The sequence below is a fragment of the Massilia sp. genome (genome assembly GCF_032106685.1).
Lineage (GTDB): Bacteria > Pseudomonadota > Gammaproteobacteria > Burkholderiales > Burkholderiaceae_D > Telluria.
Genome location: NZ_DAMCPG010000004.1, coordinates 155,370 through 166,980 on the forward strand (window position 1 = coordinate 155,370; position 11,611 = coordinate 166,980).

The following is an 11,611-nucleotide window of genomic DNA, read 5'->3' on the forward strand; positions in this document are numbered from 1 at the left end:
TGTGCGTGATACGCTGTTCGCTGCCGTTCACTGCCCTGCGCCGCTGTCCAGGCGCCGGCTCAGGCCGCCGCCTCCGCGGTTTCGGTCTCGACGAAGGCCGCATAGGCGCGCCGCAAGCCCTCGGGCAACGACATGCTGGCGCGCCAGCCCAGCGCATGCAGCTTGGAAACGTCGAGCAGCTTGCGCGGCGTGCCGTCCGGACGGCTGCTGTCGAAGACGATGCGCCCGCCATAGCCGACCACCTCGCCCACCAGCCGGGCCAGTTCGGCGATGCTGACGTCGACGCCGGCCCCGACGTTGATGTGCGAGTGCATCGGGTCCGTGATGTCGGCATACACGTCGGGCGCCAGCTCCATCACGTGCACGCTGGCGGAGGCCATGTCGTCGACGTAAAGAAATTCGCGCATCGGTTTGCCGCTGCCCCAGATGACCACCTCCGGTACGCCTTGCGTCTTCGCTTCGTGGAAGCGCCGGATCATGGCCGGGATCACGTGGCTGTTCTCGGGGTGGTAGTTGTCGCCCGGCCCATACAGGTTGGTTGGCATGACGCTGCGGTAATCGGTGCCGTACTGGCGGTTGTAGCTTTCGCACAGCTTGATGCCGGCAATCTTCGCGATCGCATACGGTTCGTTGGTCGGTTCGAGCTCGCCGGACATCAGGTAGTCCTCGCGGATCGGCTGCCGGGCCAGGCGCGGGTAGATGCAGGACGAACCGAGGAACAGGAGCTTCTTCACGCCGGCGCGCCAAGCTTCGTGCACGACATTGGTTTCCACCAGCAGATTGTCGTAGATGAATTCCGCCGGGTAGGTATTATTCGCATGGATGCCGCCGACCTTCGCCGCCGCCAGGTAGACCTGGTCGATGCGTTCGGCGCGGAAGAAGGCGCGCACCTGCGCCTGGTCCGTCAGTTCCAGTTCGTCGTGGGTACGGGTGACGATGTTCGCGTAGCCGCGGGCGCGCAGCGCGCGGACGATGGCCGAGCCGACCAGGCCGCGGTGGCCGGCGACGTAGATGCGAGGATCCGGATTATTCAAGCTTCCCTCCCATGAGGATGCGCCCGCGTGATCGATGCGGCGGCGCCATGTCCACCAACGCGAAGCGCGTGCGGTCGGGCAGAACGCCGTTGCAAGCGTACCTGTCGTATGCAGCGCATTCCTTGACGAGGATCGAAGCACGCACAGGCCAAAAAGCGAACCTGGAACCTCTTCCGTGGTCTCGCACCCCGGCTATACTTCCCCATCTTGTCGACGCTCCAGTTCTCGCTGTGTCAGGAGTCCGCATGCGCGAAGGCCGGTCCTCAGCCTCACGCAATCCGCACCTGCTGGCAAGCGCCTTGGCGCCCCCTTTAAGCCCGCCTTCAGCGATTCGTCTCAAAACGCGTTCTCACGCGTCAAAACGACCTTCACTGTCTTTAAAATGATCCACAGGTCCAGCCAAAGCGACCAGTTGCGCAGGTAGTCGAGGTCGTAGGCGATGCGCGCCTGCATCTTGTCCAGCGTCGCCGTCTCGCCGCGCAGTCCGTTCACCTGGGCCCAGCCGGTGATGCCCGGCTTGACCTTGTGGCGCAACATGTATCCCTTGATCAGTTTCCGGTACTGCTCGTTATGCGCGACCGCATGCGGCCGCAGTCCGACGATGCTCATGCGACCTTGCAGCACGTTGACGAACTGCGGCAGTTCGTCGAGCGAGGTGCGGCGCAGGAAGCCGCCGATCGGCGTCACGCGGCCGTCGTTGCGGCGCGCCTGGACGATGTCGCCGCCGTCGTCGAGCACCCGCATCGAGCGGAACTTGTAGACCCAGATTTCCTCGCCATACAGCCCGTAGCGGCGCTGCTTGAAAATAACCGGGCCGGGCGAGGTCCACTTCACCGTCAACCCGATGGCCAGCATCAGCGGGGCCAGCGCCAGCAGGATCGCGCTGGCGAGCGCGATGTCGCTAGCGCGCTTGATCATGCCGTTCAGGCCCATGAAGGGCGTCTCGCGGATCGCGATCACCGGCATGCCGCCGACGTTGTCGAAGCGCGCCTGCATCAGGTCGAAGACGTAGACATCGGGCAGGAAATAGACCGAGGCCGTGGTGTCCTGCAGTTCGTCGATCAGGCTTCGGATGCGCGGCTGGGCGGACAGCGGCTGGCTGATGAAGATGAGCTTGATGTTGTGGGCGCGCACGTACTGGCTCAGCTCGGACATCCTGCCCAGAATCGGGTGGCTCAGCCCGGACGGATGGCGCTCGCCGGCGCGGTCGTCGAAGAAGCCGTGCACATGCATGAAAAGGTTCGGGTGGCGGTCGCAGATGGCGGCGAACTTCAGGCCGACGTCGTTGGCGCCCACCACCACCACCGAGCGCACTTCGCGGCTGCGATCGGGCCTGCCGGCAGCCAGCCGTACCGCGATGTGGCTGGCGAGCAGGGTCGCCGGCGCGGCGATGGCCCAGGCCAGCAGCACGCGCTCGTCGTAATAGTATTTCAGGCCGCTGGCCGAGCCGAGGAAGTACAGCACGCCGATGGTCAGGCACCAGCCGAAGACGATGTCGCGCGCATAGGCCAGCATGCGTCCGCTGCGCCAGGTGCGGTAGGGATCGATGTGCTGGTAGACGGCCGACGAGATGAAGAAGGCCAGGATCATCAGCACCAGCGCGTAGCCGGAGAACGGCTGCCGGAAAGCCAGCGACGACACGTACAGCGACCCCATGATGATCAGCGGATCAAGCACGCGCTGGAAAAACGAGATGATCGGGATGTCGTTGACCGTCATCGCTGGGTCTTCAGAACTGTCCGCTGGCGTCGATGGCGAAGATGTTGGACTCGAACTTGCCGATCCCGAGCGCGGGCGATCCGCTGCGGGCCTGGTGGATGTACGCCGCCGACAAGGTGATTTTCCGCCGCACCGCCCAGGTCGCCTTGATGCTGGCGCTGCGCAGCGCGTCGTCCAGCGTGCCGCCCGGCGTGCCGGGGCTGGCGCCGGGCCGCGGCTCGTAGTCGCGGTTCTCGTAGCTGGCGTCCGCTTCCACCCTGAGCTTGGCGCTGGCATCCCAGGTCGCGCCGGCGCCGATGCCCTTGTTCAGCGTGTAGCTGACGGTGTAGCTCTCGATCGGCGCGAAGTCGCGCCATACCGAGGCCCGGTAGCGGATCTTGCCGGTCGGTTCGTACAGCACCGTGGCGCGCCCATTCACGCCGCTGGTACGCCCGGAGCCGAACGATGGTTGCTCGCGGCGCGCATAGCCGGCCAGCGCTTGCAGCGTGGTGGCGCCGCTCAGCTTCCAGTCCACCCGCGCCTTCAGTTCGTCCTGGGTGAAGTCGTCGGTCAGGGTGCCGAGCGAGAACGGGCGCCGGTTCGGATAATCGCCCTCGATGCGGCGCAGCACCAGGCCCACCGCGCTGCCGCTCGGCGCCAGGTAACGCCCTTCGAGCTCGACGACGTCTTCGGTGCGGTCGTTGTACGCCTGGGCGGCCAGCGCGTATTCGAACTTGTCGCGCGAGAACGCCAGGCGCGCTTCCCAGCGCGGGTGGAGTTTCCAGCCACCGTCGAAGAAGCCGCGGCGTTGCTCGCGCAGGTTGCGCTCGTCGCTGCGAAAGTCGGTGTACGGCGCCAGGGTGCGCGCATAGCTGCCGCCGAGCCGGCCTTCGAAGCGGTTGCCGACCTGCCAGTACCAGGTGCCCTGGATGTCGCGGCCATCGTAGTCGAGCTGGCGGAAATGGTCGAACTCGACCTTCGACAGCTTGGCATGGGCATTAAAACGCTGGCGGCCGATCGTATGGTCGTAGACGGCGCCGGCTTCCAGCGTCGTCCACGAGTCCGAGCGCTGGTTGTCGAAGGCCGGCTGGTCGTCGGGGATGCGCAGCAGGTTGTCGTCGCGCGCCCAGCCGATGCGGCCGTAGAGGTCGAGCGCCGTGCCGGGGACGGCCAGTGCGGGAGCGCAGGCGAGCGCGCCGGCCAGGAACAGCGGCGGGTGCAGGCGAGATCGCGACATGTCCTTGGTCAGATCGAAAGCGCTGGCTCGGTATGGAACCGTGCCCCCGAGGGCGCAGCGCAGCGCCGCCGATGCGAGGCGGCGCGCGGGCGGCGCGCAAATGCGCGGTTCCGGCGCGGACCGGAGCAGCGGCGATCCGAAGCGCCAAAGCCGATACTGACGAAAACCCCGGGATTCGATCTGTGCTGGATCAACGCGACCGGGGTTGTCCCGGCCGCGTCACGGCGCGTCCGGCGCGCTCAGGCGTCGCCGCGGGCGCGTGCCTCGATCAGTTCCCAGCGCTCCAGCGCCTCGAGCAGTTCGTCCTCGATCTCGCTGTAGCGGGCGTTGATGCGGCGCGCATCGGCCGGGTTGGTCTTGTAGAAGTCGGGCGCGTTCAGCTGGGCCGTGATGGCCGACTGCTCGTCCTCGAGCGAGGCGATGAGCTTGGGCAGTTCTTCCAGCTCGCGCTGCTCCTTGTAGCTCAGCTTCACCTTCTTCGCCGGCGCATTCGCAGCCGGTGCCGTCGCCTCGACTGCGGCCTCGGCAGGCTTGGCCGGCGCGGCCTTGGCGGCGGCAGGCGCCTGCTTCGGCTCGTTCGCCTTGACGCGCTCCCAGTCGCTGTAGCCGCCGACGTATTCGCGCCACAATCCCTGCCCTTCGGCGACGATCACCTGGGTCACGACGTTATCGAGGAAGGTGCGGTCGTGGCTGACCAGGAACACGGTGCCGCTGTAGTCTTCCAGCAGCTCTTCCAGCAGCTCCAGGGTGTCGATGTCGAGGTCGTTGGTCGGTTCGTCCAGCACCAGGCAGTTGGCCGGCTTGGCGAACAGGCGCGCCAGCAGCAGGCGGTTGCGTTCGCCGCCGGAGAGCGACTTGACCGGCGAGCGGGCGCGCTCGGGCGCGAACAGGAAGTCGCTAAGGTAGGTCATGACGTGCTTGCGCTGGCCATTGATCTCGACCCAGTCGCTGCCCGGCGCGATGGTGTCGGCCAGGCTGGCTTCCTCGTTGAGTTGGGCGCGCATCTGGTCGAAATAGGCCACGTTCAGTTTGGTGCCGAGACGGGTGGTGCCGCTGTCGGCCTTCTCCTCGCCCAGGATGATCTTCAGCAGCGTGGTCTTGCCGGCGCCGTTCGGGCCGATCAGGCCAACCTTGTCGCCACGCAGGATCGTGCCGGTGAAGTTGCTGATGATGACTTTCTCGCCGAAGCTCTTCGACACGTTGTCGAGTTCCGCGACGATCTTGCCCGAGCGCTCGCCGGTCGCCACGTCGAGCTTGATCTGGCCCTGGGTCTCGCGGCGTGCCTGGCGTTGCAGGCGCAGCGCCTCCAGGCGCCGGACCCGGCCTTCGTCGCGGGTGCGGCGCGCCTGCACGCCCTTGCGGATCCACACTTCCTCCTGCGCCAGGAACTTGTCGAACTTGGCGTTCTCGACTTCTTCGTTGGCCAGCAGTTCGCGCTTGCGTTCCTGGTAGGTCGAGAAATTACCCGGGAAGGACAAGAGCTTGCCGCGGTCGAGCTCGATGATGCGGGTGGCCACGTTGTCGAGGAAGCTGCGGTCGTGGGTGATGAACAGCACCGAGCCGCGGAACTCGCGCAGCAGGCCTTCCAGCCACATGATCGACTTGAAGTCGAGGTGGTTGGTCGGTTCGTCGAGCAGCAGCACGTCCGGCGCCGAAACCAGGGCCACCGCCAGCGCCACGCGCTTCTGCATGCCGCCCGAGAGCGTGCCCATCTTCGCTTCGCGCGCCAGGCCGAGGCGGTCGAGCGTGGTATCGACCTTGTTGGCCAGGTTCCAGCCATCGGTGGCGTCGAGCTTGCCCTGCAGCACATGCATGCGCTCCATCAGCGCCTCGTCGTTGCCCTGGCCGAACTGGCCGGTCAGCGCCTCGTACTCGGCCAGCATCGCCTGCTGCTCGCCCATGCCGGCGGCCACGGCGTCGAACACGGTCGACTCGGGATCGAACACCGGCTCCTGCTCGACGTAGGCAATCTTCAGGCCCTGCTGCATGACGAGCAGGCCGTCGTCCAGCTTCGAGCGGCCGGAAATAATCTTGAGGAGGGAAGACTTACCGGTGCCGTTGCGGCCGATCAAGCCGACGCGTTCGCCGGCTTCGAGGGAAAAATCCGCGTGGTCGAGCAGCGCGACGTGACCGAACGCAAGCTGCGCGGACGTGAGGGAGATGACAGCCATATTCTGTGTGCGGGCCGCCCCAGGGTCGTTTCGAGCCCCGGCGCGGCGGAAAATTGAGTGAACGAAGCGCCCATTGTACCGACTGCGGCGCATACACTTCCAATGATGCCGCTTTCCTCGGCTATAATTGCGTTCGGTTCACGATACCGGCCTGCCGCGCGCAGGGCCCGCTCGCCGGACCACGGTGCCGCCCTGCGGCACAGGTGTCCTCCCCGTAGCACAATGGATAGTGCACATGCCTCCTAAGCGTGGGATACTGGTTCGATTCCAGTCGGGGGGACCAAACCCTCTTCACGTCCGGCAACTCGCCGACAGACACGCTCCCTTCATGCCAGTACGCGCCGGCACCGTCGGCACCAGCGCGCATGCCATGTGCGCCGGTCAGCCGTCCGATATCAGGACGGCAGCTCCACTCAGGCGCCCTGACGCCACGGCCCGTTGCGCACCAGCAGACGGCGCAGGAAATTGCGCGGCGCCGGCTCGCGCATCAGCTTCCACCACGTGGCATCCGCAATGCCGCGTCCGGAAGCGAGCTGGAGCACGTCGACGTCGCCGCCGGAATTGACTTCCATGGTTTGCGGACCTTCATCCGTGAAGGCGATGTCCCATGACTGGTATTTGATACCCGGGAATAATGGCGCGGCCGCGATGCACATCTCCTTGGCACGTTGCCAGTCGGGTACGGCGCAACCGATGATCTGCTCCCCCGTGTCCGGATGTGCAGGGATGGTTTCCAACCCCATCCCTTTCTTCCCGATCACGTTCGAAATGATGCCGGTATCGATATCGATCGCGCCCAGCAGGTTGCCCGAGGCGCCGTGCTGGAAGTTGTCGATCATGTTCTGCCCCACGGGAATACGTAACACGGCCCGGTGCACGATGGGGCCGCTGTTGCTCATCAGGACGACCACCCGCGCCGTGGCCAGACGCGGGCCGAAGCGCAAAGCGATGTCCGGATGCGGACGCGCCGCCACCTGAAGCAGGATGCCTTCCTTGCCCAGCCAGCGCTCGAAATACTCCTTGACCGCCACCGTCTTGCCGTTGCGAAGGCGCAGCATGCCATCCTCGAAGGCCTCGACCCAGACCGAGCCGGCGCCGGCATTGCCGGCAATGGGCTTCATGAAAATAGGGAATTCCACCTGCGTTGCAAGATAAGCTGCGACCTCATCCACCGAACGAAGTGAAACGGCGCCCGGAAAATGACGTGTCGGATGGCCGATCGCTTTAATTTCAGGAAACGGAAATTGATGAAAACGCAGAATGCCGTAGGTAATAAGTTTATCTAAAGTAAGATATTGTGCCCGCAGATCATTGTTTGAATTGATGGCAGTGCCTGAGTTCGCGCCAAGAAACGCGGATTTCTCTTCCCACGATAAATTCTCAAGCTTGTACATTGCATACTCCGCCGTCGTCAGGCGATTCGGCGGCCGGCGTAGTTGCGCCATTTCAATTTGTCGTTTCATATGTGTCGCGATAGGGAGAGCGCTGTTCTGGATAAACATTCATGCTAATCGAAGGCATAAACTTTTGTCCATACAATAGAAATGTTGAGCTCGTCACGAGTGACCGGTGAAACCCTTCGTAAATAGCTGATGGCGCTTGACGAACTGCTTCTTACCACGCTCACACCACCGATGCCGCCGCTCAATTAAATTATTTACTTTTCTGATAGTTGTCGCAGTGCCGCGCTTGCCAATCCATCGACAAAACAAGATCAAGCGTGCCCTGCCGAACATAAAGACATCACCTTCCCGGTTACGATGGCCGCACTACCCGGCACACAGGATGACGTCCATGTTCGAATTCATCACCGAGTTTCTCGAGAAAAGCGGCTACCTCGGCGTGTTCGCGCTGATGGCGCTGGAGAATATCTTTCCGCCGATTCCGTCCGAGATGATCATGCCCTTCGCCGGCTTCGTTGCCGCGCGTGGTGACCTGAACGTGGTCGGCGTGCTAATCGCCGGCACCGCCGGTTCGGTGGTCGGCGCCCTGCCCTGGTATTACGCGGCCAAGGTGTATGGCTGCGAGCGGCTGAGGAAACTGGCCGACCGCAAGGCGCGCTGGCTGACGCTCAGCTCGGAAGACATCGACAAGTCGCTCGACGCTTTCCGCAAGCATGGGCGCAAGGCGGTGCTCTTCGGGCGCCTGGTGCCGGCGGTGCGCACCCTGATCTCGGTGCCGGCGGGGCTGTCTAACATGTCGCTCGGCCAGTTTCTGCTGTATTCGAGCGTCGGCTCGCTGGCCTGGACCGGCCTGCTGACGGCAGCCGGCTACCTGCTCGAGGACAATTACAAGGACGTGTCGAAGTACATCGATCCGGTGTCGAAGGTGATTTTCGGCGCCCTGCTGGCCTGGTACATCTACCGGGTGGTCACCTACAAGCCGGCGGCGAAGGAATCGTCCGCCCCGCGCAAGGAGCACGAACGGACCTGAGCTGCAGCGCCGGCAGCTTCCCGGGCCGCCCGCTATGCCCTGCCCTGCCCATCCAGCCCCGCCTTCATGTGGCTGAGGAGCCCGATCAGGCGCTCCTTGTCCTCGGCCGGCACGTGCCCCAGCAATTCCTCGACCCAGCCTTCGTGCACCTTCGCCATCGCCGCGAAGGCGTCCTGGCCGGCCGGGGTGAGCTTGACCGCAAACGCCCGCTTGTCCTGGGGATCGGGCACGCGCGCGACCAGGCCCTCGCGTTCGAGCTGGTCGGTGATGCCGGTGATGTTGCCGCCGGTGACCATCATGCGCCGCGACAGCTCGCCCATGCGCAAGCCGTCCGGGTGGCGCTCGATCTGTGCCATCAGGTCGAAACGCGGCAGGGTGATGCCGAAACCGGCGCGCAGGCGCGTGCGAATCTCGTTCTCGATGCGCACGGTGCACGCGAGCATGCGCAGCCACAGCTTGAGCGACTGGTGGTGGTCCCCGGTCAGTCGCGTCGCCAGGTCGAGCGCGTCGCGCTGGTCGTCTTCCCCTTCGAAATCCTGCATCCTGTCTAGAGCGCTTCGGCGCGTAGTTTGAACCTCTGCAGTTTACCGGTTTCGGTGCGCGGCAGCGATGCGCGGAACACCACCCGGCGCGGATACTTGTAAGGAGCGATCTGGGTCTTGGCGAACGCCTGCAGCTCGGCCGCCAGCGCTTCATCCGGCGCATGGCCCGCGCGTGCGACGACGTGGGCCTCGACCACCTGCCCGCGCTCCTGGTCCGGGCGGCCGATGACGGCGCATTCGGCCACCGCCGGGTGGCGCAGCAAGGCTTCCTCGACCTCGACGCCGGCGATGTTGTAGCCGGCCGAGATGATCATGTCGTCGAGGCGCGAACGATAGTAGAAATAGCCGTCGCCATCCATCTCGTAGGCGTCGCCGGTGAGGTTCCAGCCGTCCTGCACGTAGTCGCGCTGCCGCGGGTCGGCGAGATAACGGCAGCCGGTCGGTCCCTTCACCGCCAGGCGCCCGATCACGCCCGGCCCCAGCTGCCGGCCGTCCTCGCCGAGGATGCAGGCGCGGTAGCCCGGCACCGGCTTGCCGGTGGCGCCGGGCCGGATGGCGTCGCCGGCGGCGGAAATGAAGATGTGTAGCATCTCGGTGGCGCCGATGCCGTCGATCATGGCCAGGCCGGTCGCCTCCTGCCAGGCCTCGCGCGTGGCCAACGGCAGCGCTTCGCCGGCCGAGACGCTGCGGCTCAGGCTGGACAGGTCGAAGCGGGACGCCAGCTGGGCCATCTGGCGGTAGAAAGTAGGCGCCGTGAAGCAGACCGTGGCGCGGTGTTCGGCGATCGCGGCTAGCAAGGTCTCGGGCGTGAGCTTTTCGATCACCACGCCGGCCGCGCCCACCCGCAGGGGAAACAGCAGCAGCCCGCCCAGGCCGAAGGTAAAGGCCAGCGGCGGCGTGCCGATGAAGACGTCGTCGATGGTCGAACGCAGCGTGTGCACCGGGAAGCAATCGCAGATCGCCAGCACGTCGCGGTGGAAGTGCATGGTGCCCTTCGGGATGCCGGTGGTGCCCGAGGTGACGCTGATCAGGCAGATGTCGTCGGCGGCGGTGTCGACCGCCGGGAAAGGCGCGTCGTGATGCGCCATCAATGCTTCGAGCGCAGCCGGGTCGCCGGGCGCGTGGCCAGGCACGTCGAACAGCGTCACCGGCGGGCAAGCGGCGCCCAGCGTTTCTCGCAGCGCGTCGATCTCGGTGCGCAGCGAGGCGGCGCACAGCACCGCGTCGACGCGCGCCTTGTCGACGATGGCCCCCAGTTCGCGCGCGCGCAGCAGCGGCATGGTGGGCACCGCGATGCAGCCCGCCTTGAACACTGCCAGGATGGCGGCCGCCATGGTCGGGCAGTTGGCGCCGCGCAGCAGCACGCGGTTGCCGGGCACCAGCCGCAAGTCGCGCCGCAGGACGTGGGCGATGCGGTCGACCCGCGCGGCCAGCGCCGCGTAGCTGAGGCGCTCGCGGGCGCCGATCAGGGCCATGCGCTGGCCCCAGCCGCGCGCCAGCGCCGCGTCCACCAGCTCGGCAGCGCAATTGATGCGGCCCGGGTAGTGCAAGGCAGGCAGTTCGAACAGGAATTCCGGCCACTCATCAAGCGGCGGGAGATGGTCGCGGGCGAACCCGTCGACGTGGGAGGAAGGACTCGGTGCTGCGGCTTGCGAGCTTGTCATGGTCGTCCCGAAAGTGGTGTCAGCCGACTATCCGGGAAATACTTTAAACCTAAACAATCTGCTCGACAAGCGAATTGTCGGGGCCGCGTTCAGGCGCTTGCGCGCTCTCCGGTCCGTTCGAGCTGGCGCCGCACCAGCGCACAGGCTTCGCGCAGCGCCGCGCCGACCGGCGCCGGCGCCAGCATGCCCTGGGCGCGCGCCAGGCAGGCCGCCGCCGCGTGCAGGCCAAGGGTGCTGCAGCCCTCGCCCAGGCGCGCCAGGCGCGCCCGCGCGCCCTCGGCATCGCCGGCGCCCAGCCAGGCGGCGGGACTGGCGGCGGCATCGAGCAGCTGGCGCTCGAGCCCGCCCAGATACAGGCGCAGGCGCGCCAGGTCGATGCCGAGCCGGCGCGCGCTCTCGTCCAGGGTTTCGTCCGGCGCCAGCGCCGCCAGGTGCGGACGCAGCTGCTCGATCCGGAACGGCTTGACGACATAGCCGTCGGCGCCGAGCGCGGCGGCCTCGCCCATCGTCGCGGCGTCGTTCGCGGCCGAGACCAGCACGAAGGGCGTGGCGTGCAATGCCGGATCGGCCTTCACGCGTCCCAGCAGTTCGGTACCCGACAGGTGCGGCATGCGCAGGTCGCAGAACACCAGCGCCGGACGCAGTCCGGCCTCGAGCTGGCGCCAGGCGTCGGCCCCGTCTTCCGCCTCCAGGATGTCGTAGCGCCCGCAACTGTCCACCAGATGCATCAGCATCATGCGCGACACCACATCGTCGTCGACCACCAGCACCTGCATCGCCCCTCCCAGGCATTTATTGCTTCGAATAAACATTATACATTGTTAGCAAAAAA

At 65.9% G+C, this 11,611-nt stretch carries 9 protein-coding genes and 1 tRNA gene; 2 read left to right on the forward strand and 8 right to left on the reverse strand.

Annotated features, from left to right (window positions below):
• Positions 1–59: 59 nt before the first annotated feature.
• The 4 genes from RT688_RS04500 to RT688_RS04515 form a co-directional block, all read right to left on the reverse strand.
• Positions 60–1,034, reverse strand: coding sequence for a GDP-L-fucose synthase (locus RT688_RS04500; RefSeq protein WP_313703648.1), 975 nt, complete (start codon positions 1,032–1,034; stop codon positions 60–62).
• Between the two features lie 336 nt (positions 1,035–1,370).
• Positions 1,371–2,753 carry an undecaprenyl-phosphate glucose phosphotransferase gene (locus tag RT688_RS04505; RefSeq protein ID WP_313703649.1) on the reverse strand — a complete coding sequence of 461 codons (1,383 nt, stop codon included), beginning with the start codon at positions 2,751–2,753 and terminating at the stop codon, positions 1,371–1,373.
• 10 nt (positions 2,754–2,763) lie between these two features.
• On the reverse strand, positions 2,764–3,969 hold the full coding sequence (epsL, locus tag RT688_RS04510; protein WP_313703650.1) for an XrtB/PEP-CTERM-associated polysaccharide biosynthesis outer membrane protein EpsL: 1,206 nt from the start codon (positions 3,967–3,969) through the stop codon (positions 2,764–2,766).
• Between the two features lie 239 nt (positions 3,970–4,208).
• Complete coding sequence (locus RT688_RS04515) at positions 4,209–6,140, reverse strand: ATP-binding cassette domain-containing protein (RefSeq protein ID WP_313703651.1); 1,932 nt, start codon at positions 6,138–6,140, stop codon at positions 4,209–4,211.
• A gap of 208 nt (positions 6,141–6,348) precedes the next feature.
• Between RT688_RS04515 and RT688_RS04520 the strand changes: the two genes are divergently transcribed.
• Positions 6,349–6,423: transfer RNA gene (locus RT688_RS04520), tRNA-Arg, on the forward strand.
• A 130-nt stretch (positions 6,424–6,553) separates the two neighbouring features.
• Here the strand turns inward: RT688_RS04520 and RT688_RS04525 are convergent.
• Complete coding sequence (locus RT688_RS04525; RefSeq protein ID WP_313703652.1) at positions 6,554–7,603, reverse strand: sugar-transfer associated ATP-grasp domain-containing protein; 1,050 nt, start codon at positions 7,601–7,603, stop codon at positions 6,554–6,556.
• Positions 7,604–7,934: 331 nt separating this feature from the next.
• Between RT688_RS04525 and RT688_RS04530 the strand changes: the two genes are divergently transcribed.
• Complete coding sequence (locus tag RT688_RS04530) at positions 7,935–8,573, forward strand: DedA family protein (RefSeq protein ID WP_313703653.1); 639 nt, start codon at positions 7,935–7,937, stop codon at positions 8,571–8,573.
• A 32-nt stretch (positions 8,574–8,605) separates the two neighbouring features.
• On the opposite strand, the gene RT688_RS04535 is transcribed toward RT688_RS04530, so the two are convergent.
• The 3 genes from RT688_RS04535 to RT688_RS04545 all read right to left on the reverse strand — a co-directional run bounded on the left by RT688_RS04535 (position 8,606) and on the right by RT688_RS04545 (position 11,591).
• Positions 8,606–9,115 (reverse strand): MarR family transcriptional regulator, encoded by a 510-nt coding sequence (locus RT688_RS04535; RefSeq protein WP_313703654.1) that lies wholly within the window; start codon positions 9,113–9,115, stop codon positions 8,606–8,608.
• Positions 9,116–9,120: 5 nt separating this feature from the next.
• Complete coding sequence (locus tag RT688_RS04540; protein ID WP_313703655.1) at positions 9,121–10,779, reverse strand: AMP-binding protein; 1,659 nt, start codon at positions 10,777–10,779, stop codon at positions 9,121–9,123.
• 89 nt (positions 10,780–10,868) lie between these two features.
• Positions 10,869–11,591 carry a response regulator gene (locus RT688_RS04545; RefSeq protein WP_313703656.1) on the reverse strand — a complete coding sequence of 241 codons (723 nt, stop codon included), beginning with the start codon at positions 11,589–11,591 and terminating at the stop codon, positions 10,869–10,871.
• Between the last annotated feature and the right edge of the window lie 20 nt (positions 11,592–11,611).

Coding starts and splice junctions, on each gene's coding strand:
- RT688_RS04530 (WP_313703653.1), top strand. CDS start 7,935: ATGTTCGAATTCATCACCGAGTTTCTCGAGAAAAGCGGCTACCTCGGC.
- RT688_RS04525 (WP_313703652.1), bottom strand. CDS start 7,603: ATGAAACGACAAATTGAAATGGCGCAACTACGCCGGCCGCCGAATCGC.
- RT688_RS04505 (WP_313703649.1), bottom strand. CDS start 2,753: ATGACGGTCAACGACATCCCGATCATCTCGTTTTTCCAGCGCGTGCTT.
- RT688_RS04515 (WP_313703651.1), bottom strand. CDS start 6,140: ATGGCTGTCATCTCCCTCACGTCCGCGCAGCTTGCGTTCGGTCACGTC.
- RT688_RS04535 (WP_313703654.1), bottom strand. CDS start 9,115: ATGCAGGATTTCGAAGGGGAAGACGACCAGCGCGACGCGCTCGACCTG.
- RT688_RS04545 (WP_313703656.1), bottom strand. CDS start 11,591: ATGTTTATTCGAAGCAATAAATGCCTGGGAGGGGCGATGCAGGTGCTG.
- RT688_RS04540 (WP_313703655.1), bottom strand. CDS start 10,779: ATGACAAGCTCGCAAGCCGCAGCACCGAGTCCTTCCTCCCACGTCGAC.
- epsL (WP_313703650.1), bottom strand. CDS start 3,969: ATGTCGCGATCTCGCCTGCACCCGCCGCTGTTCCTGGCCGGCGCGCTC.